The organism is Pediococcus acidilactici DSM 20284 (assembly GCF_000146325.1).
GTDB lineage: Bacteria > Bacillota > Bacilli > Lactobacillales > Lactobacillaceae > Pediococcus > Pediococcus acidilactici.
Genome location: NZ_GL397067.1, coordinates 690671 through 714311 on the forward strand (window position 1 = coordinate 690671; position 23641 = coordinate 714311).

At 43.9% G+C, this 23641-nt stretch carries 19 protein-coding genes; all 19 read right to left on the reverse strand.

Annotated elements, in window-relative coordinates:
• Nucleotides 1-111: 111 nt before the first annotated feature.
• Complete coding sequence (locus HMPREF0623_RS03485) at nt 112-705, reverse strand: XTP/dITP diphosphatase (RefSeq protein ID WP_004166013.1); 594 nt, start codon at nt 703-705, stop codon at nt 112-114.
• A 9-nt stretch (nt 706-714) separates the two neighbouring features.
• Complete coding sequence (gene murI / locus HMPREF0623_RS03490) at nt 715-1512, reverse strand: glutamate racemase (protein ID WP_004166014.1); 798 nt, start codon at nt 1510-1512, stop codon at nt 715-717.
• A gap of 249 nt (nt 1513-1761) precedes the next feature.
• Nucleotides 1762-4161: a phosphoenolpyruvate synthase gene (gene ppsA / locus HMPREF0623_RS03495; RefSeq protein WP_004165413.1), complete on the reverse strand. Its 2400-nt coding sequence runs from the start codon at nt 4159-4161 to the stop codon at nt 1762-1764.
• A gap of 488 nt (nt 4162-4649) precedes the next feature.
• Entirely contained in the window at nt 4650-4961 is a 312-nt protein-coding gene (gene trxA, locus HMPREF0623_RS03500) for a thioredoxin (protein WP_002832056.1), read from the reverse strand.
• 98 nt (nt 4962-5059) lie between these two features.
• The gene (locus HMPREF0623_RS03505) at nt 5060-7417 is read right to left on the reverse strand and encodes an endonuclease MutS2 (protein ID WP_004165416.1); all 2358 of its coding nucleotides are present in this window, start codon (nt 7415-7417) and stop codon (nt 5060-5062) included.
• Nucleotides 7418-7513: 96 nt separating this feature from the next.
• Nucleotides 7514-7795, reverse strand: a complete 282-nt coding sequence (locus HMPREF0623_RS03510; RefSeq protein ID WP_002832058.1) for a DUF1292 domain-containing protein — start codon at nt 7793-7795, stop codon at nt 7514-7516.
• Between the two features lie 9 nt (nt 7796-7804).
• The gene (gene ruvX / locus HMPREF0623_RS03515; protein WP_002832059.1) at nt 7805-8245 is read right to left on the reverse strand and encodes a Holliday junction resolvase RuvX; all 441 of its coding nucleotides are present in this window, start codon (nt 8243-8245) and stop codon (nt 7805-7807) included.
• Complete coding sequence (locus HMPREF0623_RS03520) at nt 8245-8526, reverse strand: IreB family regulatory phosphoprotein (protein ID WP_002832061.1); 282 nt, start codon at nt 8524-8526, stop codon at nt 8245-8247. Before HMPREF0623_RS03520 ends, ruvX begins: the two co-directional genes overlap by 1 nt.
• A 458-nt stretch (nt 8527-8984) precedes the next feature.
• On the reverse strand, nt 8985-11630 hold the full coding sequence (gene alaS, locus HMPREF0623_RS03525; RefSeq protein WP_004166018.1) for an alanine--tRNA ligase: 2646 nt from the start codon (nt 11628-11630) through the stop codon (nt 8985-8987).
• Nucleotides 11631-11901: 271 nt separating this feature from the next.
• Complete coding sequence (locus HMPREF0623_RS03530; protein ID WP_004166021.1) at nt 11902-13263, reverse strand: DEAD/DEAH box helicase; 1362 nt, start codon at nt 13261-13263, stop codon at nt 11902-11904.
• Nucleotides 13264-13515: 252 nt separating this feature from the next.
• Complete coding sequence (locus HMPREF0623_RS03535; protein ID WP_036671253.1) at nt 13516-14451, reverse strand: DHH family phosphoesterase; 936 nt, start codon at nt 14449-14451, stop codon at nt 13516-13518.
• A gap of 80 nt (nt 14452-14531) precedes the next feature.
• Nucleotides 14532-15656, reverse strand: coding sequence for a DNA polymerase IV (gene dinB / locus HMPREF0623_RS03540; RefSeq protein ID WP_036671255.1), 1125 nt, complete (start codon nt 15654-15656; stop codon nt 14532-14534).
• Nucleotides 15657-15677: 21 nt separating this feature from the next.
• The gene (gene zwf / locus HMPREF0623_RS03545; RefSeq protein WP_004166024.1) at nt 15678-17165 is read right to left on the reverse strand and encodes a glucose-6-phosphate dehydrogenase; all 1488 of its coding nucleotides are present in this window, start codon (nt 17163-17165) and stop codon (nt 15678-15680) included.
• Between the two features lie 230 nt (nt 17166-17395).
• A complete protein-coding gene (yajC, locus tag HMPREF0623_RS03550) occupies nt 17396-17779 on the reverse strand; it encodes a preprotein translocase subunit YajC (RefSeq protein WP_002832074.1) in 384 nt (127 codons plus the stop codon).
• A gap of 64 nt (nt 17780-17843) precedes the next feature.
• Nucleotides 17844-18986 (reverse strand): tRNA guanosine(34) transglycosylase Tgt, encoded by a 1143-nt coding sequence (gene tgt, locus HMPREF0623_RS03555; RefSeq protein ID WP_002832076.1) that lies wholly within the window; start codon nt 18984-18986, stop codon nt 17844-17846.
• Between the two features lie 19 nt (nt 18987-19005).
• Complete coding sequence (gene queA / locus HMPREF0623_RS03560; RefSeq protein WP_002832077.1) at nt 19006-20040, reverse strand: tRNA preQ1(34) S-adenosylmethionine ribosyltransferase-isomerase QueA; 1035 nt, start codon at nt 20038-20040, stop codon at nt 19006-19008.
• 12 nt (nt 20041-20052) lie between these two features.
• Entirely contained in the window at nt 20053-21066 is a 1014-nt protein-coding gene (gene ruvB, locus HMPREF0623_RS03565) for a Holliday junction branch migration DNA helicase RuvB (protein ID WP_004166027.1), read from the reverse strand.
• Between the two features lie 10 nt (nt 21067-21076).
• Nucleotides 21077-21664, reverse strand: coding sequence for a Holliday junction branch migration protein RuvA (gene ruvA / locus HMPREF0623_RS03570; RefSeq protein ID WP_004165426.1), 588 nt, complete (start codon nt 21662-21664; stop codon nt 21077-21079).
• Between the two features lie 45 nt (nt 21665-21709).
• Nucleotides 21710-23632 carry a DNA mismatch repair endonuclease MutL gene (gene mutL, locus HMPREF0623_RS03575; RefSeq protein ID WP_004166028.1) on the reverse strand — a complete coding sequence of 641 codons (1923 nt, stop codon included), beginning with the start codon at nt 23630-23632 and terminating at the stop codon, nt 21710-21712.
• Nucleotides 23633-23641 lie beyond the last annotated feature (9 nt).

The window sequence follows — 23641 nt, forward strand, 5'->3', positions numbered from 1 at the left end:
TCAGAAAACTAAGTACTTCTTCATCACCAATTTTCAACAGTAAAATGTACGTTGATATTTATTACCAAAAAAAGCAATCTTTAAGGAAGCCCTTAGAGATTGCTTTTTAAGTTACCAGAATTTATCAAACTTAGTTAATAAATCTTGGATGGCTAACGCCCGGTGACTAATTTGATTTTTTTCTTCCCGGGTCATTTGAGCCAACGTCTTTTGCTTTTCTTCAACGTAAAAAAGCGGGTCGTAGCCAAAGCCGTTGTCCCCGCGTGGAACGCTCAGAATCCGACCACGGAGGTTCCCGTTAGCCACTAATTCGGTGCCATCCGGTTTCCGAACCACCACGGTGGTGTGGAAGGTTGCGGTCCGCTTTTCGTCAGAAACCCCACCCAATTCAGTAAGCACTTTGGCGTTATTAGCAGCATCGTTATGGTCCCCAGCATACCGTGCTGAGAAAATTCCGGGGCGGCCGTTAAGTGCATCGATTTCTAACCCAGAATCATCTGCGAGGACCGGTATTCCAATAGTTTTAGCATAACTATCTGCCTTAAGACGCGCATTTTCTTCAAATGTTAACCCATTTTCTTGAACGTCAACATCTTCATCAACATCCTTTAACGACAGAACTTCAATTCCCTTCGCAGTAAAAATCTGTTTAAATTCTTTTAATTTACCTTCATTTTTGGTCGCTATTAAAATTTGATTACTCATTTTAATCTCCTAATCAATTTTTGCTAAATTTACTTGTATATCCGGAGCGAGGAAGCTTTGAGCAATAGTTCGAAAACTTGCAATATTTGCCGTAGCAAAATACTGTTCATCAGGTGTACTAGTGGCTTCTCGTAGAAGACCTTGTCGTTCAAGGACGTCCTTTAATTGCTGAACCGCTGCTACACCTGGATCAACTAGTTTAACCTGGTCGCCTACCGCTGTTTGAATTCCCTTCGCTAAGAGTGGAAAATGGGTGCATCCTAGGACCAATGTATCAATCCCCTGGTTCTTTAAACCGACAAGTTGTTGATCAATCACCTGCAAAGCTTCGGGTGTCGTCAACTGGTTATGTTCCGCCAATTCCACAAATGATTGGCAAGCAACCGGGAAAACCTCTGTTTGTGGTGCTAAAGCTGCTAACGCTGTTGAATACGCTTGTGATTTAATAGTTCCCTCAGTCGCAATTACTCCTATCCGATTGTTACGTGTAGTTGCCACTGCGGCTTGCGCTCCCGGTTGGATAACTCCAATCACTGGAATTGGTAACGTTGTACTTAAAATCTGAAAAGCCGCGTTCGTAGCCGTATTGCACGCAATTACCAACGCTTTAACATCCTTTTTGACCAAGAAATCCGCCATTTGTTGCGAAAACTTGATTACTTCCGCCGTGGGACGTGGCCCGTACGGTACCCGAGCTTCATCCCCAATAAAAACGACTGCTTCGTTAGGCATTAGTTCCTTAGCCGCCTTTACCACGGTTAATCCGCCGACTCCGGAATCCATAAATCCAATTGGACGATTATCCATGTTCTTTACCCCCAGACAAATCAATTACACATTGTCTATAATACTAAATTTTTGATAAAAAAGAAAAAAACGCTCCGTAAGAAACTAAAAAAGCATCAAAATAGCGTATGAGATAAAAGTCGGATAGGTTGTAAGGATTACTAAAAACGACCATTACGCCTAATTTTGGCATAATGATCGCTTTGAGGTTAAGGAAAATAAACTGTTTTTTAGTGTACGTCTATTAATATTATTTAATTTACCCTTTTTCTACCAATCGTAATCGGTAGGGTCTTGAATTCCCCGACCAGTTGCTTTATCTAACATAATCCGTTGTTCAAAGTGGGCCACGTTTCGTTTAGTTTCTTTAACCATATCGGGGTTAACCGAAACGTAATCGATTCCGCTTTGAATTAAGAAGTTGGTGAACTCTGGGAATTCCGATGGCGCTTGCCCACAAATTGAAACCGTCTTACCATCCTTATGGGCAGCCTCAATCAGGTGATGGATTGCACGTTTAACTGCTAAATTCCGCTCGTCAAAAAGCCGTGCAACCGTGTCGTTGTTCCGGTCACATCCTAAAATCAACATTGCTAAATCGTTTGAACCAATTGAGTATCCATCTATGAACTGGTTAAACTGGTCAGCTAAAATAATGTTGGATGGAATTTCTGCCATCATGTAAACTTTAAAGTCTGCACTCCGTACTAACCCTTCGTTTTGCATAATTTCGGTAACCTTCTGCGCTTCGTCAACCGTCCGAACAAATGGAATCATCACGTTCAAATTCTTTAACCCAAATTCATTACGAACCTTCTTGATTGCCGCTAGTTCAAGCTTGAAGGCGTCAACGTATTTCGGATCGTAGTACCGGGAAGCTCCCCGCCACCCCAACAAGTCTGCGGGTTCGTGCGGTTCGTATTTATCGCCGCCCTTTAGTTTCCGGTATTCGCTAGACTTGAAATCGGATAACCGGAGCACTACTGGCCGAGGTGCCATTGTCCGGGTTACTTTAGCAATCCCTTCTGCGAGCATGTTAACCACCTTTTCGGGGTGGCCTTGCTCGATTAGGTATAACGGATGCTCGTGAATATAAGTGGTCCAGAGGAATTCTTCACGCATTAAACCAATCCCGTCAGCCGGTAAGCTAGAGTACTTTTCAACTAACTCAGGATCACCAAGGTTCATCATTACTCGGGTAGCGGTTGGTGCAAAGGTCTCAGCCGCTACCATTTGGTTGCCCTCCTGTTGTGCGGATGCGGCTTTCTTTAACATGCTGGCGACTTTGCCATGGTATACCACCCCATTCTTAGCATCGATCGTAACCACGTCTCCCGTCTTAAGGGCGTCGGTGGCAGCCAGATTTTTACTCTTAGTTCCTACGATACATGGAATCTGCATTTCCCGAGAAACAATTGCTGCATGACAGGTCATCCCACCATCGTTAGTAATAATCGCGGTCGCCTTCTTCATCGCTGGAACCCAGTCCGGGGAGGTCATCACCGTTACCAAAACTTCGCCTTGTTTAAATTGGTCAATATCTTTGGGATTGTCAATGACGTGCACTACGCCGCTTGCTAATCCCGGGCTAGCTGGAAGGCCTCGAACTGCAACCTCAGCATCTGCTTCCTTGACCACGTCGACATCTTCTTCATCCGCGTGATCCGCCGCCTTCCGTTGGGACCAAACTGTTTCAGGCCGTGCTTGCACAATCCATAAGCGGTCGGTATTGGCATCCAAAGCAAATTCCATATCCATGTAGCAGCCGTAATGCTCTTCAATTGCCTTCGCATAACCCGCCAACTCAATTACTTGGCTATCTGACAAAACCGGTTGCCCCTGAAGTTCTTCGGGAACCTTTTCTTCCACCGTTCCCCCATCGGCAACTCGGACTAGCTGAATTGGTTGCTTAATAATGTTCTTTTCAACAATTTTCATCGTTTCTTTGTCAATTACAAAGTGATCCGGAGTTACTTTCCCTAAAACAACGTATTCGCCAAGCCCATAAATCGCATCGATCACAATTTTAGAGTCGTCTCCATCAGCGACGTTAACCGAGAACATAATCCCCGAAGCTTTAGAAAAGACCATCATTTGAACTGCTGCTGAAAGGGCAACTTTTTCGTGTGGAAAATGCTGTTTATGCCGGTAGTAGGTTGCCCGGTCGGTAAAGAGCGAAGAATAACAAAGTTGAACCCGGTTAACAACGTCGGCACCCCCCTTAATATTTAAGTAAGTTTCTTGCTGGCCAGCAAATGACGCATTAGGTAAATCTTCGGCCGTTGCGGAAGAACGAATCGCAACGAAGGGGGCATCTTGGTCAACTTTTTTGGCCAAATCCGCGTACGCTTGCTCAATGTCCTTTGCCAAATCTGCAGGCATGGTGGCGTTAACAATTAAATTCCGAATTTGTTCGCATACTGAATGCAATTCTTCAGAATTTTCGTAATCCTGAATACTTTCTAGCAACTCGTTAACTTGATCATTTAAACCCGTCTGCTCCATAAAGTACCGGTACGCCCGCGCAGTAGTTGCAAAACCATACGGCACTGGAACGTCCATCGCCGACGTCATTTCCCCTAATGATGATGATTTACCACCAACCAGGTTTACATCTTCGCGATGCAATTCGTCAAACCACAATACATTTGCATTTTCACGGCTACTCATAAAATTACCTCCTCATCAACAGACACTTAACTTTAATCAAACAATTTTAAACAATCGATGGAAGCGTTTACATTCTACGCCTATATTGTAGTTCATTTCTGCACAAAGTAAAAGAGTTCCTGGCAATTTTTTAAATTTAGTATGTTGAATATCAGCGTTTACTAATGCTCGTCAAGGGACGTTAACTCGCATTAATTCAAGGATTTAACCGTACGAAGCTAGTAAGCAACTGGCGTTGGCATTGATAATTTATTAAAGTGAAAAACAACACAATTATTTGCTAAACCACCCTAATTATTAGTAGATCTGATTAACTTAATAATCGGGGCCAGTCATCTTAATAAGCCCATTTAACTAAAAAGAGAGTGCGACAAAAGTCGGATAGTTTGCGAACATTAACCAAAAAAACGATTCATGAGGAAGTTTCACCCCATGAACCGTTTTTTTGTTTAGAGACTTTTATCACAGCCCCTTAATCATTCACCTGATTATAGGTATTGATTTAAAATCTTTGCTAACTGTTCTTTAGAATGGTAACCCACGATGGTATCAACTACCGCGCCATCCTTCTTTACCATTAGCGTGGGGATGCTCATAATCCCAAATTTCCGGGCAGTTTCCGGATTTTGGTCAACATCCATCTTCGTAAAGTTAACTTGGTCGCCCATTTCGTCGGCTAATTGTTCCACTACCGGGGACTGCATCCGACATGGACCGCACCAAGTCGCCCAAAAATCGGTCAACGTTACGCCAGTACCAGTTTTTTCTTCAAAATTTGCGTCCGTAATTGCTTCAACCATATTTTTAACCTTCTTTCTCAAAAAGTAACCATGTTGATATAGTAACTATAGCAGTTTTCAACCAAAAATTGAATTATTTTGCTTACGAATAATAAGAATCATCGTAAATGCACGATGGTAGCGCCATTACCTCCCGCATTAGCCGGGGCATACTCAAAACTTTTAATTCGCCGATTTTGTTTTAAATACTTTGTAATGCCGCTTCGTAACGCTCCAGTTCCCTTACCATGGATAATGGTGACTTCGTCATAACCGGCCAACAGTGCCGCGTCAATGTACCGGTCAGTTTCGGTAAGCGCCTCTTCATAGCGTTTTCCGCGAAGATCTAAGCTAGTTTTCACCCCAGCAGATTTGGTCCGGTGAACCACGTTGTGGCTAGCTGGTTTAGTGGTCCGTTCTGGTTTAACCTTTTCTAACTCGTCGGTAGCTACCTTCATTTTCAAAATTCCCATTTGGACTTCCCAATGGTGAGCGTCCACTTGCCGTAATAGCTCACCACGTTGTCCGTAGGTTAATACAATCACTTCATCGTTAACGTGGAGTTTCTGTGCTTCTTTAGCCTTACGGAGCACCTTGTTGCGCTTCAAGTTAGTATCTTGGTGCAAGGCATTCAGCTTACTCTTAGCTTCAATCAAATCGTTTTCTTTGAAGTTTCCCGCTGATTTTTCTAGACGCCGCAACCGTTTAATAATCTGGTCGGCCTCGCTGCGGCTATCGTTAACGATCTGGTTAGCTGATTCTTTGGCACTTTCTAACAAACGGTCCCTTTGTTGACTAAGCCGTTCCACTCCCTTAACCAGGGTATCGTTATACTCTTCAGTTTGTGACAACAAGGTTTGAACCTGCTCATTTAACTTCTGGGCCCGTTTTTGCCGGGTAGTTAAATCCTTAATCATGTTATTTAAATCTTGACTATCTTGGTCTACCAACCCTCGTGCTTGAGTAATGATGTCCTCGTCTAAGCCTAAGCGCCGTGAGATTTCAAAAGCATTACTCTGTCCAGGAATTCCCAGCAATAGCTTGTATGTGGGTTGCAACGTGTCTACGTCAAATTCCATGCTGGCGTTAATCGTTCCTGAGCGTTCGTACCCATACGTTTTCAGTTCTGGATAATGGGTGGTGGTAATCGAAACCGCCCCCCTTTGACGTACCCGGTCTAAAATCGCGATTGCTAAAGCCGCTCCTTCTTTAGGATCGGTTCCTGCCCCTAATTCGTCGAAAAGCGCCAACGAACGTTCGTTAAGGTGCTCTAAAATATGAATGGTGTTATCCATGTGCGACGAAAAGGTACTTAAATTCTGTTCGATGGATTGTTCGTCACCAATGTCAGCAAAAATCTCTTCAAAAACTCGCACCGTACTATTCTCGTTGGCTGGAATAAATATTCCCGATTGGGCCATTAGTTGGAGCAAGCCCACGGTTTTTAAAGTGATGGTCTTCCCACCAGTATTTGGTCCGGTAATTACTAAGGTGGAGTACTCCCCACCCAGTCTGATATCGTTAGGAACCACCTTTTTCGGATCGATTAAGGGGTGTCGGGCCTGTCGCAAATTAATCCGGTTATTCGTTGAAATCTGTGGCTCCGTAGCCTTTAACTTATGTGCGTATTGCGCCTTAGCGTTAAGCAAGTCAAGGTGACCAAGCACCTTGCTATTATCTTTTAACGTGTCCGCGTATGGAGCAATCAGCGCACTGAGTTCTTGCAAAATTCGCTGCTCTTCGTGTACCTCAGCAACCTGTTCTTGCCGAAGCTGATTATTTAAATCAACCACCGCTTCGGGTTCCACATAGAGGGTTTGCCCCGAAGAACTTTGGTCATGCACCACCCCGCCAAAACGGGACCGGGAATCGGCTCGAACCGGAATTACGTACCGCTCGCTTCGAATCGTGACAATGGGTTCACTTAGGTACTTTGCTTGACTTCCCCGGGTAAACTTTTCCATTCGCTGCCGAATTTCGCCTTCCACCCGCGTAATTGCGGCCCGAATCCGGCGCAACTCACTTGATGCGGAGTTTAATAAATGTCCATTTCCTTCGATTGAACTATTTAATCGTTCTTCAATTTCTGGAATCGTTTCTAACTGATCCACCACGCCGTTTAGGGTTTCTACCGTTACTTCCGTATCTGGTAAATCCGCAAAGAAATTAATTACTTCCCGGGTTGCTCGCAACACTCGCCCAATTTGCGCAATTTCGCGACCGTTGAGGGTCGCATCAATTTTTAAACGTTGTAATGGTTCGTCAATATCTTCTAAACGCGGAATGGGAATCCCACTTTTTACCCGGTAAATGTTAACCGCGTCTAGAGTTTCTTTAAGGGCGTTTTGCACTTTGGCGGAATCCGTCATTGGAACTAACTGGCGAAGCTCCTTGGCCCCGTTTTCGGTTGCAATGAACTGTTTAACCGCATTTTTCACTTTTTCATATTCTAAAACTTCTAAAATTTTACTGTTCATCATAATCTCATTTCATTTCAAATCAAAAACGGCCCGTTTGGTGGTCAGACATTGTATCTGCACACCAAACCGCGGCCGTTACTTGGATTATAAAACTTAGTCTTGGTCACCTAAGAAGGTATTTAAGACTTCTTCAACCATATCCCACTCTTCATCAGATTCGATTGGGATTAATTCACCTTCGCCTAAATCGTGATTTTCATCAGGTTCAAAGGCGTAAGCTTGAATATCCACTTCTTCATCATTTTCTGCTTCAGCCGGATAAAGTAGGACGTACGAACGACCATAGTCCTCTGAATCAAACGTAAACAATACGTTATATAGTTCTTCGTTGCCGTGTTCGTCTACTAGGGTAATTTTTTGTTCTTCGTTATCCATTGCGTGCCCTCACTTTAATTTATCGATTAATTTACCGTGACCATTGAGGTAGTTCTCTAAAATCAAACTAGCTGCTAATTTATCAATTACTTTCTTGCGCTTGGAGCGCGAAGTATCCGCTTGTTCAATCAACATACGTTCTGCTTCCACAGTGGTCAAACGCTCGTCTTGAAAATCAATTGGTAACCCAAACGTTTCCGTTAGTAGTTTACCATAATTACGCGCAGCTTCCACCCGGGGGCCCTCGGTATTATTCATATTTTTGGGTAAGCCAATTACAAAACCGGCCACCTCATACTGGCTGACTAACTCTTTAACTCGACTAATGCCGAATTCGCCTTCGTCCTCGTTAATTGGAATAATTTCTACTCCTTGAGCTGTCCAACCTAACTGATCACTTACCGCAATTCCCACGGTTCGTGAACCAACGTCCATTCCCATTAACCGCATTAATTCTTATCCTTCTTGCCACCAGCAACTTGATCTGCTAAATAGTATCTTACTAATTCTTCAATAATTTCGTCTCTTTGATGCTTACGGATTAAGTTCCGCGCATCGTTTAACCGCGGGATGTAAGCTGGATCACCAGAAATCAAATATCCCACGATTTGATCAATTGGGTTATAACCCTTTTCTTCAAGAGCATCGTATACGGTCTTTAACGTTCCCCGAACATCATTTGGCTTATTATCGCCAAAATCGAAGAACATGGTTTCATCAAGTTTTCCCACTGTTAGCACCCCTCTTCACATACTATGATTAATTTTACTTGATTAACCGCAAAATCACAATAAAAGGGCCCGCTCGTAACTGAAGTGTAATATTCAACTGCTAATTTAGGGGCCTTTTTCGGGAAATGTATCTTTTTTGGCGCATAAAAATGGCGCTCATAAATTTCCTAACGTCACTTTTGAGCTCGACGAACCAATTAACTAGTGACCAAATTAAAAAAATTGAGAGTGGGACAAAAGTCGGGTAGTTTGTGAGCAAAAATTGACCATGATACCTAAATTTGGCATCATGGTCAATTTTTGGTTAAGCGGAATAAACTGATTTTTGGCTCTATTGAAGTCAAACCACCAAAACAACTTTTTAAGGACCTTTTCATCCTTGAAAAGCATTTTTTTATTTTTTCCACTCTCAACCCTTTTAGTTATGTTGCAAATTTTACTACTAGTAGGGTTTAAAATTATTTACCTTGGGTCTCTAGCCATTCGCTAGCAGCTTTCAACGCTTCGTTAATTTTTTCTGGCGCAGAACCACCAGCTTGGGCCATGTTTGGACGGCCGCCACCGCCACCGTTAACCTTCGGTGCGATTGCTTTGATCAAATCGCCAGCCTTCAAGCCTTCCTTTACGAACGGATCCTTTACGGCAGCAATTAAATTAGCCTTTTCACCAATCTTAGCACCTAAGACCAATACGTCAGATTGGTCCTTAGTTTTCCAATCGTCCGCCATTTGCCGCAATTGGTCCATGCCGGAAACCTGCACTTCGGCAGTAATTAGCCGAAATCCGTTGATTTCTTGTACTTGATCGTAGATGTTGGCAACTTCAGCTTGAGCAATCTTAGCTTCGAGTTGGTTAATCGTTTGGTTCAAGTCCTTAACTTGTGCTTGTAATTGTTCAACTTTTGCAGGAACATCCTTCACTTGAGCACTCTTCAGCAATCCCGCTGCTTTTTGTAAGAGCGCTTCTTCACCGTTTAAGAATTCCAGTGCCGCTTGGGAAGTAACGGCTTCAATCCGTCGAACTCCAGCTCCCACACCAGATTCAGAGACAATCTTGAATAAACCAATTTCATTAGTGTTCTTTACGTGGGTACCGCCACAAAATTCTCTTGAGTAATCACCAACGCTAACTACCCGAACCTTTTTACCATATTTGTCATCAAATAGGGCAATTGCACCCATTTTCTTTCCGGTTTCTAGGTCCGTTTCGACGGTAGTTACTGGAATTTCATCGTAGATTTTATCGTTGATAATTTCTTCAACTTTTTGTAAATCTTCGTCAGTAACCTGTCCAAAATGGGTAAAGTCAAACCGTAAGTAACCTGGTTCAACTAAGGAACCGGCTTGGTGAGTATGCTCCCCTAAAACATCCCGGAGCGCTTGGTCAAGCAAGTGGGTCGCGGTATGGTTCTTTTCCACCTTCAAATGGAAAGCCCGGTCCACGATGAGGGTAAATGATTCACCGGCGTGCATTTCCCGTTTAGCCTTAATGGTGTGTAAGTTCTGTCCGTTAGGAGCATGTTGCACATCCACAACTTCGGCCACCACGTTGCCGTCAGCATCCTCGATTACCCCTTGGTCAGCTACTTGACCACCCATTTCCGCATAGAATGGGGTTACGTCAAATAGTACGCGAGCTTCCCCCGGATTTACCGTATCGGTCAGCTGATCGTCTTGGATAATATCTTTAAGCACCGCAGCGTCAACTTTCAAGGTGTCGTAGCCAACGTATTCACTTGGCGTCTTCAAGTCCGTTAATAGGTCGGATTGTACTCCCATTGACTTAGCGTTAGAACGTGCTGAACGAGCCCGTTCCTTTTGTTTTTGCATTTCGTCCGCAAAACCAGCTTCGTCAATTTCCATTCCTTGGTCTTCCGCGTATTCCTTTGCTAATTCCAATGGGAATCCGTAGGTATCGAATAACCGGAAAGCATCCTTACCAGAGATTACCTTAGAATGGTCCGCTTTGGTGTCAGCAATGATTGAATTTAATAATTCTAAGCCATCCGTTAAGGTTTCGTTAAAGCGGTCTTCCTCTGACTTGATTACTTTTTCAATGTAATCCTTGTCGGCAAGTACCTCCGGATAGTAGTCTTCCATAATTTTACCGACTACTGGCACCATTTGATACAAGAATGGCTTATTAATGTTCAACTTCTTACCATGCATAACTGCCCGCCGGAGTAAGCGCCGAATTACGTATCCGCGACCTTCGTTAGATGGAATGGCACCGTCCCCAATTGCAAACGTAATTGCCCGCGCATGGTCAGCAATCACCTTGAAGGGAACGTCGTCATTTTTATCAACGCCGTATTTCTTACCACTGAGCTTTTCTACTTCGTGAATAATTGGCAAGAAGAGGTCCGTTTCAAAGTTAGTTGGTGCATCTTGGAATACGGAAACCACCCGTTCTAAGCCCATCCCCGTATCAATGTTTTTATGTGGGAGTGGTTCGTAGGTTCCGTCCGGCTTATGGTTAAATTGAGAAAAGACGATGTTCCAGATTTCCAACCAGCGTTCATTTTCTCCACCAGGGTAGTTTTCTGGGTCATCATCGGCAAGGTTATTGAACTCCTCACCGCGATCGTAGAAGATTTCAGAATCGGGACCACTAGGACCTTCCCCAATATCCCAGAAGTTATCTTCCGCTTCCACAATATGGCTTGGATCTACGCCAGTTTCTAACCAGATCTTCTTTGCTTCCTCATCCTTCGGGTAAACCGTCACGTAAAGCTTTTCCGGATCCATGTCAAACCATTCTTTAGAAGTTAAAAGTTCCCACGCCCAGTGGATGGCCTCTTCTTTAAAGTAGTCGCCCACCGAAAAGTTTCCTAACATTTCAAAAAGCGTGTGGTGCCGCGCAGTGTGGCCAACGTTTTCAATATCGTTAGTCCGGATACTCTTTTGTGAACTAGTTAGCCGAGGAACTTCGGGAACTACGCTACCATCAAAGTATTTTTTCATTGTGGCAACTCCGGAGTTAACCCATAACAAAGTGGGGTCGTCCTTTGGAATTAGCGACGCACTGGGTTCCACCACGTGGCCCTTGCTTTTGAAGAAATCTAGATACATGCGTCGAATTTCGCTACTTGATTTTCTTTCCATTTTTTCCTCCTAAAATAAAAAACACCGTTGCTCGTAAAATAAAGACGCCGAAACGCGGTACCACTTTACTTGCAACGATGTTTAGATCGTATACCTCTTGAGTCTCATTAACGCTGAGCAGACGATTCATTATTAATCGGGTAGCACAACCGCGGCGCTTCGTTCTTTACACCAGCCAGAACGTCTCTACACTAAGCGTTGCACGGTTACATATCCCTAATGATTCTAAATATCACAGCTAATTATAGAAAACCAAATTAAGATTGTCAATTTATCTTCGCTTCGAACGCGATTGCCGCATTTTAGCTTTCTTAGCCTCACGAACTGCTTGATGCTGTTCCATCCGCCGGTCGCGAATTGCCTTTTCAGAGATTGCCTTTTTAATGCGCCGTTTATAACCTGGTTTAACTTTCTTCTTTTTCTTTTTAACTAACCCGACCAAGGTGGGGTCCAGTTTTTTCTGACTTAACCGCCGAGTCTGTCGCCGTTGCCGATCGTAAGTATCCACTAGTTCGTGGTTACGTAATTGTTGGGGAATAAACTTAACCCCCATTTTTTCAACTTCTGCCACTTCGGCTTCTTCGTTAGGCATGTATAACGTAATGGCCGTCCCTGGTAAACCATTTCGGCCAGTCCGACCTACCCGGTGAATGAAGAATTCTAAATCAGTTGGGATATCGTCGTTAATTACTAGCGAGACCCCTTCGATATCAATTCCCCGCGCCGCTAAATCAGTTGCCACCACGTATTGGTAACGTAAGCGGTGGATGTCTTTCATGATTCGTTTCCGTTCCCGAGGCGGAATTCCACCGTGAATTTTAGCCACCGGTAGTCCTTGCGACTTAAGGTAGTTAGTTAATTCGTCCGCCCGTTCCTTCGTATTAGTAAATACTAAGGCTAAGTACGGTTCCCCCATCGTCAACAACTGGTAAATCAAGTTGTTTTTATCCTGACTCTTGGTAGAAATCAAAATATTTTTAATCGTGGGACTAATCGTAGTCGCCACCGGAATTTCTTCAATTGCCGGGTGCTTCATGTATTTTTGTAAAAAGACGTTTAATTGCTGTGGAATCGTAGCGGAAAAGACCAACATCTGTAGATTTTCGGGCATGCTTGCTGCAATTTGGTCAACGGCGCTTAAAAATCCCATGTCCAAAGTCATATCCGCTTCGTCAATTACCAGATATTGAACTTGCCTGAAATTAAGTGCCCGAGCTTGAAGTAAATCAAGCACCCGGCCCGGAGTTCCAATGACAATTGCTGGTTGGTGGTGTTCTAATTTAGCAATCTGACGTTTTTTGTCAGTTCCCCCAACGTAATTGCCAATTTCAATTGGGGTTTCTGAAGCAGCGGCCAATTGCTTAGCCGCTTCATAGATTTGGTAAGCTAACTCCCGACTAGGCGTGGTGATTACAGCTTGAATCGCGTTTTTGGCCGGGTCGATTTGATTAAAAATCGGTAGCAAAAACGCGTGGGTTTTCCCGCTTCCGGTTTGGGATTGGCCCACTACGCTTTGGCCTTCCGCAATTAGCGGGATGACACGCTCTTGGACCGGAGTCGGTTTCACAAAACCAATTTGATCCAAAGCCTGCATGAGAAATGGTTTTAGATTAAACTTTTGAAATTCGTTCATACTAGCTCCTTACTATTTATTGCAGAAAGCGGTAAGTGCTCGGGCATCCTTATAGAAGGTGCGCTTAAGCCAGGTAATTTTGAGCGTTAACGTAAAATCGGCCATCATGCCTGAATCTGGCATAACAGCCGATTTTGAATTAAGCCAAACTAACTTGTGGCATACGTTCTGGTCTTACTAAAGTTCACAAACCCAAAATGTATTTTTGGCGTTCACCAAAGATATCCGAGTTTTCTACCGCTTTACAAACTTTTAAACTAATTCTTCTAATTCTTTAACGATTTGAGCAACCTCATCACGATCTGCCGCTTTTGCGCCACTGGCGAGCGGGTGGCCGCCCCCGTGGTGCCGCTTAGCTAATTCGTTGATAACCGGGCCCTTCGAACGTAACCGCACCCGGAAGGAGTGGTCATCTTGTTCAACAAAGATTGCCCAGCATTTAACTTGCGCGATGTGTCCAGGTAACGGCACAATTCCCGCCGTACCGGAGTCTTTTAAGTCGAATTTTTCCAAGATTTCCTTGGTTAGCACTAAGTGGGCCGCCCCTTGTTCACTAATCGTGAGATGGTCATAAAGGTAGGCTGACAAATGGGCAACCGAAACCGGAATTTCGTCTAGGATTTGGTTAACTTTGACCATGTCAAAACCGGTCGCCATTAAGCCAGCCACCACTTCATGAGTGTGGGCACTCGTTGCTGAATACATAAAGCGCCCCGTATCACCAACAATTCCGGCATATAGATCACTAGCAGCATCTTGGGGCAATACTAGCTCTGACTTAAACTGATTGTAAAAATCATAGACTAGCTCCGAGCTACTGGAGGCAGCTTCCTTCACCCACATTAAGTCCCCAAAGGGTTCATCATTAGGATGGTGGTCAATTTTGATTAAATAGGCACCTTGATCGAACCGCCGATCATCGATTCGGGGAGCATTCGCCGTATCAATGACGATTACCAAAGCGTCATCAAAAAAATCATTGTCAACGTCGTCCATTTGCCCTAGCCAACTTAACCCATCAATCTGTTTTCCCACGACCTTGATTTGTTTGTGGGGAAAGGATGCTTGCAAAATCTTTGCTAGCCCAACCTGTGACCCGATTGCATCCGGATCCGGACGCTGGTGCCGATGAATCACAATCCGGTTGTACTTTTTAATTTGTGCTAAAATTTTTTCCTGTGTATCCATTTTTAACCTCATTCACTATATCTCAACTAAGCCGCGCCCGGCTCAGTCTGTTTACTCGCGTGTTTAAGCATACCATAAAATCAGTCCTCATGCTTAAACAGCGGTAAAGAAACTTCTTGAAAACTCTGATCAGCAAGGTTGGTAATGGTGATTCCCAGCAAACGAATTCCACGCGAAAAATCCGCAATTTCGTCAAAAATCTGCTTAGCATAAAAGTAGTAAGTCTCACTATCGGTAGGTAAAAATTCCGGACGAGTGATTCGCTTAGTAAGGGTTTCAAAATCACTATACCGTAATTTTAAGACTAATGTTTTACCATGCTTTTGTCGCTTGGTAACCGCTTGAGCTAGTTTTTTGGCAATTAAGTGAAGCCGTTGGTCGACTTCGTTTTCCGTCACCAACGGTTTGCCGTAGGTTTCTTCCTTACCGATTGATTTTCGTTCGCGCTGGTAAGCAACCGGACGGTCGTCTTGTCCGCGCACCCTTCGATAAAGTGTATACCCAAATTTACCGAAATGGTGAATCAAATCGTTTTCGCTCAGTTTTAATAAATCCGCGCCTTTAAACACACCCAATTCGTGCATTTTAGGGATCGTCTTCTTGCCGACTCCCCGAAACTGTTCAATAGGCATTTCTTTTAAAAACGCTCCGACGTCATCTTTTTCAATAATTGCCACCCCGACTGGTTTAGCATATTCAGACGCCATTTTTGCCAAAAATTTATTATAAGAAATTCCGGTAGAACAGGTCAGCTGAGTATGGTTAAAAATTCGCTTTTGAATTTCATGGGCAATCAGTACCGCATCTTGCATCCCTTTCTTATCATCGGTTACGTCAAGGTAAGCTTCATCGAGGGCGACCGTTTCAATTTTATCGGTAAATTCGTGGAAAATATGGTGAATTTGGTCCGACACCGCCCGATATTTTTCAAAATCAGGAGTTTTAAAAACCGCCTGGGGACATAGTTCTAACGCTTTAGCAGCTGGCATTGCAGAATGAACTCCTGACTGACGGGCAACGTAATTAGCCGTTGCCACCACCCCGTGACCGCCAGTCTTTCGAGGATCGCGAGCCACCACTAGCGGTTTAGTACGAAATTCTGGATGATCACGCATTTCAATTGAAGCGTAGAAAGCGTCCATGTCAACATGAATAATTTTTCGAGAATCATCAATTATTAGCGGCGTTGACACCTGGTTTGCCAAAACGGTCACCTCCCACCTTGGCTATTTTTGGGGGTTAAAAATCCATTGCCGGCCGTCCCGAGCTAATAAGTCATCCGCAGCTTGGGGACCCATGCTGCCACTTGCGTAATTAGGGAAATCAGGAGTTTCAGCATCCCAAACCTGACGAATAACATCCACGATTTGCCAAGCTTTACGAACTTCGTGCCAGTGGGCAAAGTTAGTTTTATTACCCATTAAGGCGTCCCGGATTAAACTTTCGTATGCGTCCGGGGTTTTAGCCTTTTCTGAAGCTGACTTCCGGTAGCGTAAGTGCACTGGTGAAAGTTGGTAACCTTGATTACCCTTCTTAGTATTGAATTGCAGCGTAAATCCTTGGTCAGGTTCAATATGCAAGGTCAACACGTTGGTTTCTAGTTTTTGGTTAGGGTCGCTATTGAAAATATTCTGGTCGTCATTTTTAAAGACCACGTTAATTTGCGTTGACTTCTTTGCCAACCGCTTCCCCGTCCGTACGTAAATTGGCACCCCATCTAAAGAAGGATTGTGGGTAATTAATTTTCCAGCTACAAAGGTTTCAATGCTAGAATCATCCGCCGTTCCTTCTTCTTCACGGTAGGCTAATTGGGTATGCGCAGCATCTTCACCATATTGACCACGGACAAAGTTCTGCGCAGCTTCTTCCTTACTGTACGTTTGGATATTTTCTAACGCTTCAATTTTCTTGTCTTGCAAATGTTTGGAATCAAATACTTCCGGCCGTTCCATCGTTAATAGCGACACGATTTGCATGATATGGTTTTGCAACATATCCCGCATTGCTCCAGCCGTTTCGTAATAACCAGCCCGTTCTTCAACCCCCAGTGATTCTGCTAAGGTGATTTGAATGTTGTCAATATGCTCCTTATTCCATAACGAGTTAAATAAGGCATTTCCAAAGCGAAGTCCCGCAATTGATTGAATCGGTTCCTTACCTAGGTAGTGGTCAATCCGAAAGATTTGTTCTTCGTCAAACGACCCAGAAATTGAATCATTGAGTTCCTTTGCACTTTGATAATCTCGCCCAAACGGCTTTTCAATAATTAACCGGTTAAAACCTGATCCTTCAGTCAAGAGTTTTTGATCCTTTAGATGGCCCGCAATTGTACCAAAGAAACGGGGTGCCATCGCTAAATAAAAAATCCGGTTTCCGTTTAATTGATACTTTTCGTCTAATTGATCAGCGAGATTACGCAAAGCAACGTAATGTTCTGCATCGTCAACGTTGTGGGATTGGTAATAAAAATGGCTAGCAAATTTACGAGGCAGTTCACTGTTCGTCCGCCCCGCGTCTCGGCCAGAATCCTCAATCGCACTCATGACTACTTCATGATAATGATCATTTGACCATGGCCGGCGGGCAGTTCCGATTACGGCAAAGTTTTCTTTTAAATACCCTTTTTCATATAGATTAAAAAGTGCCGGGTATAGCTTCCGGTAAGCTAAGTCCCCTGTACCACCAAAAATAATAAATAATGCCTTTTGCTCCATTTTTGACTCCTCACTTTCAGTCTTCAATGTTTTATATTATGAATCAGTTTGCCTCACCGAACAAGTAAAAACATTTCGCTGCATACAAAACATTGTCCGCTTGCCCAACTATTAATTAACTAAGGATTTCTTTACCCCGACGTCTTGCTAATAAAGTGCTCGTGAATATTATTAGACTATAAAAAGCTAGGATTCCACCCACTTAACGAGCGCTCCTAGCTTTTAAAAAACTACTTTTCTTCCGTAGTTGAATCAGATTTTTCATCATCAGTTGTGTCAGTTGTATCTGCATTAGTTGGCTCAGTTGTTGATGCTGGGGCAACGTTTTGCTTCTTTTCAACTCGCATGATTGCCATTCGGTCAAATACCAAGTAAATCCCGTCACAATCTAACGTAACCGTCTTAGCTTCGTTGTCGATCGAGTCAACCACGCCGTGCAAACGACCAATTGTAACTACTTCATCACCAACGTTAAGTTGGTTCATCATTTCTTGGCGCTTTTGTTGTTGCTTACGTTGTGGACGAATCATCATGAAATACATTAAACCGAAGATCAAGATGAAGAAAACAATCGTACTCATCCCAAAACCACCATTTGCGGCTGCTAATAACATTTTTTCACCTCGCTAATTCATTTATATTAACTGTACCAAAAATATACCTACTAAACCAGTGGTGTTAGAAATTCTTACTATTTTCTTTGCCGTAACCGTACTCGTCAAAGAAGTTTTGCCGGAACTCTAGTAAATTATCATCCATAATTGCTTGCCGAACGTCCTTCATTAAATGTACTAAGAAGTAAACGTTATGAATGCTGGTTAGCCGGAGCCCAAAAGTTTCGTCCGTCTTTAAGAGGTGGCGCACGTACGCGCGGGTGAAGTTCCGGCAAGTGTAACAGTGACACTGGTCATCAATTGGGGTAAAGTCTCGCGCATACTTCGCATTTTTAACTACCAGTCGTCCGTGACTGGTCATGCAGGTTCCGTTCCGGGCAATTCGGGTTGGTAATACGCAATCAAACATATCCACTCCCCGAATTACTCCATCAATCAATGCGTCGGGCGAACCCACTCCCATCAAGTAACGCGGTTTATTTTCGGGAATTAATGGAGTGGTAAATTCAAGCACCCGGTTCATTTCTGCTTTGGATTCTCCAACCGAAAGCCCCCCAATTGAGTATCCAGGGAAATCCATGCTAACTAAATCATGGGCGCTTTGACGACGTAAATCTTCAAAGCCAGCTCCCTGAATAATCCCAAACAATCCTTGGGTACCGGGATTACGATGGGCCTTTAATCCCCGTTCAGCCCAACGACTTGTGCGAGCTACCGAATGTTTGACGTAGTCGTAACTTTCAAAAAATGGCGGGCATTCATCCAGACTCATCATAATGTCAGGGCCTAAATCATTTTCAATTTGAATGGCCTTTTCGGGTGACAGGAACATTTTCGCACCGTTAATTTCGTTTCGAAAATGCACCCCCTCTTCGGTGATGTCGCGCAGCTTCGCTAGCGAAAATACCTGGAAGCCGCCCGAATCTGTCAAAATCCCCTTGTGCCAGTTCATAAATTGGTGCAAGCCCCCCGCCTCTTTGACGATGTCTTCACCAGGGCGGACCCAGAGGTGGTAAGTGTTTGACAAGATAATATCCGCACCCAAGTCTTCTAGTTCCTCAGGTGACATTGCTTTAACGGTTGCTTGCGTTCCTACCGGCATAAAGATTGGTGTAGGAAAAGTGCCGTGTGGGGTAATAATCTCTCCCAGTCGGGCACCGGTATGCTTATCCTTTTTAATTAGTCGGTATTTGATTGCAGGTTCCACAGTATTCTCCATTCGTTATTTATTTAATAAACATCGCGTCGCCAAAACTAAAGAAGCGATACTTTTCTTCAACAGCATGCTTATACGCGTTTAAAATCGTTTCACGACCAGTAAATGCGGCAACTAACATTACTAAAGTTGACTTTGGTAGATGGAAATTAGTAATGAAGGCGTCGACCACTTTCCATTCGTAACCTGGTTTAATGAAAATATCAGTCCAACCGCTATCTGGCTTAATTTCGCCATTAAATTTAGTACCGATCGTTTCCAAAGTCCGAATTGATGTCGTTCCGGTAGCAATAATTCGACCACCGTTCTTCCGGACTTCGTTTAAAGTAGCGGCTGATTCCTCAGATAACCGGTAAAATTCACTGTGCATCTTATGATCTTCAATATTTTCTTCATCAACCGGCCGGAAAGTTCCTAACCCAACGTGCAAGGTTAGATAAACCAGCTTAACGCCCTTATCTTGAACTTTTTGAAGTAGTTCCTTAGTCCAGTGCAAACCTGCGGTAGGTGCTGCTGCCGAACCCGGTTCCTTTGAGTAAACCGTTTGGTAACGCTCTGGGTCATCTAACTTTTCTTTAATGTATGGTGGTAATGGCATTTCTCCAAGTTTTTCTAAGATCTCCATAAAAATGCCATCGTATTCAAATTCAATTTCACGTCCGCCATGGTCAAGTTCCTTTTTAACGGTCGCCGTTAAACTGCCATCTCCGAACGTAATCTTGGTACCTACTTTGGCACGTCGCGCTGGTTTTACCAACGTTTCCCAACGGTCGCCTTCAATGTTGTGCAGCAGTAAAACTTCGAGGTGGCCGCCGGTTTCTTCCTTGACCCCGTAAATCCGCGCTGGCATAACCCGGGAATCGTTCATTACGATCGCGTCTCCCGGATTAAGCTGGTCAACAATGTCGTAAAAATGTTTATCCGCCATTTCACCAGTTTTATGGTCTAATACCAGCATCCGGGAGGCGTCCCGCTTTTTAATCGGAGTTTGGGCAATTAATTCGTGTGGTAAATCATAGTTAAAATCTTCGGTTGTTAATGTCATTTTTTCCATTCCTCATTTATTCATATATAAATTTTCTAATCCTAAATGAGCGTATGCGCGCTCAGTAACCATTCGGCCGCGAGGGGTCCGCTTTAGAAAGCCAATTTGCAATAAATATGGCTCATACATTTCCGAAATTGTATCCGGCTCTTCGCCAATGTTAGCGGCAATGGTGGTTAATCCCACCGGCCCCCCACCGTATAGTTCGATCATCGTGGTGAGAACCTTTTTATCGGTTTGATCCAACCCCCGATCATCCACCTGAAGCAATTTCAAGGAGGTTCGAACTAACGTGCGGTCGATATGGGCATCATTTTCCACTTCCGCAAAATCACGGACCCGTTTTAAGAGACGGTTTGAAATTCGAGGAGTTCCCCGCGAGCGACGAGCAATTTCGTGAGCTCCCTGATCGTCAATGTTTGTTTTAAAAATTTCCGCCGATCGTTTGACAATGTTCGCTAAATCATCTTCGGTATAGTAGTTCATGTGCTCTACAATCCCAAAGCGATCCCGCAACGGTGCCGAAAGCAATCCGGCCCGGGTGGTCGCCCCAATCAACGTAAACGGTGGCAGAGGAAAGTGGATCGGATGTGCCGTAGGTCCTTGTCCGACCACGATGTCAACAAAGAAATCTTCCATTGCCGAATAAAGCATCTCTTCGACTACTTTAGGAAGCCGGTGAATTTCGTCAATAAATAAAATATCACCCGGTTGTAATTCATTCAAGAGGGCCACTAAATCGCCCGGCTTTTCAATTGCGGGACCACTGGTTGTTCGAATTTGGACTGCCATTTCATTTGCAATTACCATTGCTAAAGTGGTCTTCCCTAATCCCGGTGGTCCATACAACAGTACGTGGTCCAACGCTTCTTCACGTTTCTTCGCCGCTTCAATGTATACGGACAGTTCATGCTTAATTTGGGCTTGACCAATGTACTGTCTTAGGTTCTGGGGGCGTAACGATTGCTCGTTAGCCTCTTCTTGGGCTCCCTGAACGGCCGAAGACGTAATTCGTTCATCATCCATTAATCACACGCTATCCTTTCATTAACAATTTTAATCCTGCACTGATGTATTGGTCCGTAGTTTGGTTGCTAAGCTCATCCAACTTAGGCGTAATCTTTTTTAGTTCGCGTTCTGAATACCCTAAAGCTGCTAAGGCTTCGATCGCTTCGTCTAACGTATTGTTAGTAGTAGTCGGCATTTCAAATAACGGGCCACTAGGTTCGTTGCTCGTAATTTTACCCTTCAGATCCAAAATAATTTGCTTAGCCGCTTTAGGGCCAATCTTAGGAAATTTTTTTAAGTAGTTGACGTCATCGTTGTTAACCGCCCGAATAAAGCCCTGGTGATCATCGTTAGCCAAAATTGCCAGCGCACTTTTAGGTCCAATTCCCTTAACCTTGAGCAGGTTCAAAAAAAGCTCTTTATCCACGTATTTTTTAAACCCGTACAACGTGTTTTCAGTTTCTGAAACCGCCTGATGCACGTAAACCTTTTGCTTTTCATCTGGTTTAAAGCTATACGGGTTAGCTACGTTAACCAAGTAGCCGACCCCGTTCACGTCAATTACGATGTAGGCGGGATTGATATCCACGACGACACCATTTAAATATTCATACATCTTTTAATCCCCATTTCAAAACGTTTGTTCGTATTAATAATTGTATCATAAGTCTTCGTCAATTAAGTTTGTATTATGGGGATCTTGGATCCGCTTGAACATCTTTTCCATATCCGTAGTGGAGAAATGTACGAGCACTGGCCGGCCGTGAGGACAGTTGAACGGATTTTCCACCTTCGCCAAATCCTTCAACAACTGTTTAGCTTGTAAATCATCTAAATGATGGTTAGCCTTAATCGCCCGTTTACAACTCATCATAATTGCGGTTGCTTCCCGAAACTTAGCTACCGTCATGTTTCGGTCGTTCAAAACGTAATCCACCATTTCTTTAACGGTATCTTCCTCCTGTCCCTTCTTAAACCATGTCGGGTGGTGACGGACAATAAACGTATTTCGACCGAACTCTTCAAGGTATAACCCGCAGGCTTCTAAGACCGATTGTTTTTCCTTGATGCGTAACGTGTCGGTTGTCGAATAATCTAGATAAATTGGCACTAATAAATCTTGCTGGTCATCGCTAACTTGCCCAATTTGAACCCGATAATATTCGTAATTGATTCGTTCTTGGGCGGCGTGCTGGTCAATAATGTATAAACCATCGTCCGCTTCCGCAAACAAGTAGGTTCCATGCATCTGCCCAATGTACGTTAAAGCAGGAAAACGACTAGTGCTAGGAGTTTTCTCTTCACCTTCCGTGTTCTCATTTTTAGTAACGGGGGTAGTTGAATCGGCATATTTTTCTTTAAATTCTGCAATCCGATCCGATTGCAGGTCTTGCCGCGTGCTAATGATAATCGGCTTAGTAGCCGCAACGGAGGGGTGCAATGCTGCTGCGGAATCATCCTCTTCCACAGCAGCTGATTCAGTAGGCGTTGGCTTACCAAACGAACCCGAAAGTACAGTCTCAGTTAAGTCTAGTTGCTCACCAGCTGGCTTAGAAATTCGTTTTTTCTTCAGGTTATCTACTGCATCCGGAATCAAATTTTGGTCCGCTAACCGGTCAAAAATTGTTTTACTAATTAATTCTGTTAAAGTATTTTCTTCACTAATCCGAACCTCCAGCTTGGAGGGGTGCACGTTCACATCCACCAATAGCGGGTCAGTTTGAATATTGATTACCGCCACCGGATAACGACCCACCATTAGCTTTGAGCCGTATCCTTCAATAATCGCTTTACTGATGTGGAAATTTTTAATATACCGTCCGTTAACTAAAATAGTAATGTAGCTGCGGTTAGCTCGAGTAAATTCCGGTAAACTAACGTATCCATCAATGCGAAAATCGACACTTTCGCCATGGATATCTAACATTTTTTGGGCGTTATGGGTACCGTAAATGTTAGCTAGTACTTGTTGAACGTTGCCCTGCCCCGACGTACGCATTAACTGCCGTTCGTCATTTTGTAATGAGAACGCGATTTCTGGATAACTTAGAGCAATTCGGTTAATGATGTCGGTTATTTTTGACAGTTCCGTTGCCAAGGACTTTAAGTACTTTAACCGGGCAGGCGTGTTGAAAAATAAGTCACTGACCGTAATATCGGTTCCCTGTCGACTTTGGGCCTCCCGATGTTCGATTAGTTCTCCGCCCCGGTAATGCACGAATTGACCGGGTCCTTCGGCTGTGGAAGACGTCATTTTAACATCCGCAATTGATGCGATACTGGGTAACGCTTCTCCTCGAAAACCGAGGGTCCCCACCCGAAACAGGTCGGCACGCGAAGTTATTTTACTGGTTGCATGCCGTTTAAAGGCCGTCTCTACTTGACTACCCTCAATCCCGCTTCCGTTGTCAATCACCCGGATCATTTTTAATCCTGATTCAGCTAAGAGAATATCGATGCGACTGCTTCCCGCATCAATTGCATTTTCTACTAGTTCCTTAACCACCGAAGCCGGTCGTTCAACTACTTCTCCTGCAGCAATCTGGTCGGCTAAAATATCGCTTAACTCTTGGATTTTTGCCATTTATCCGCA

What these genes read in the sequence shown, in the direction of transcription:
- ruvX (WP_002832059.1), bottom strand. Translation starts at nt 8,245, where the DNA reads ATGCGGTTAATGGGAATGGACGTTGGTTCACGAACCGTGGGAATTGCG.
- yajC (WP_002832074.1), bottom strand. Translation starts at nt 17,779, where the DNA reads ATGTTATTAGCAGCCGCAAATGGTGGTTTTGGGATGAGTACGATTGTT.
- ppsA (WP_004165413.1), bottom strand. Translation starts at nt 4,161, where the DNA reads ATGAGTAGCCGTGAAAATGCAAATGTATTGTGGTTTGACGAATTGCAT.
- queA (WP_002832077.1), bottom strand. Translation starts at nt 20,040, where the DNA reads ATGACATTAACAACCGAAGATTTTAACTATGATTTACCACACGAATTA.
- zwf (WP_004166024.1), bottom strand. Translation starts at nt 17,165, where the DNA reads ATGGAGCAAAAGGCATTATTTATTATTTTTGGTGGTACAGGGGACTTA.
- ruvA (WP_004165426.1), bottom strand. Translation starts at nt 21,664, where the DNA reads ATGTATGAATATTTAAATGGTGTCGTCGTGGATATCAATCCCGCCTAC.
- trxA (WP_002832056.1), bottom strand. Translation starts at nt 4,961, where the DNA reads ATGGTTGAAGCAATTACGGACGCAAATTTTGAAGAAAAAACTGGTACT.
- murI (WP_004166014.1), bottom strand. Translation starts at nt 1,512, where the DNA reads ATGGATAATCGTCCAATTGGATTTATGGATTCCGGAGTCGGCGGATTA.
- HMPREF0623_RS03505 (WP_004165416.1), bottom strand. Translation starts at nt 7,417, where the DNA reads ATGAACAGTAAAATTTTAGAAGTTTTAGAATATGAAAAAGTGAAAAAT.
- HMPREF0623_RS03485 (WP_004166013.1), bottom strand. Translation starts at nt 705, where the DNA reads ATGAGTAATCAAATTTTAATAGCGACCAAAAATGAAGGTAAATTAAAA.
- ruvB (WP_004166027.1), bottom strand. Translation starts at nt 21,066, where the DNA reads ATGGATGATGAACGAATTACGTCTTCGGCCGTTCAGGGAGCCCAAGAA.
- HMPREF0623_RS03535 (WP_036671253.1), bottom strand. Translation starts at nt 14,451, where the DNA reads ATGGATACACAGGAAAAAATTTTAGCACAAATTAAAAAGTACAACCGG.
- alaS (WP_004166018.1), bottom strand. Translation starts at nt 11,630, where the DNA reads ATGGAAAGAAAATCAAGTAGCGAAATTCGACGCATGTATCTAGATTTC.
- HMPREF0623_RS03510 (WP_002832058.1), bottom strand. Translation starts at nt 7,795, where the DNA reads ATGGATAACGAAGAACAAAAAATTACCCTAGTAGACGAACACGGCAAC.
- mutL (WP_004166028.1), bottom strand. Translation starts at nt 23,632, where the DNA reads ATGGCAAAAATCCAAGAGTTAAGCGATATTTTAGCCGACCAGATTGCT.
- HMPREF0623_RS03530 (WP_004166021.1), bottom strand. Translation starts at nt 13,263, where the DNA reads ATGAACGAATTTCAAAAGTTTAATCTAAAACCATTTCTCATGCAGGCT.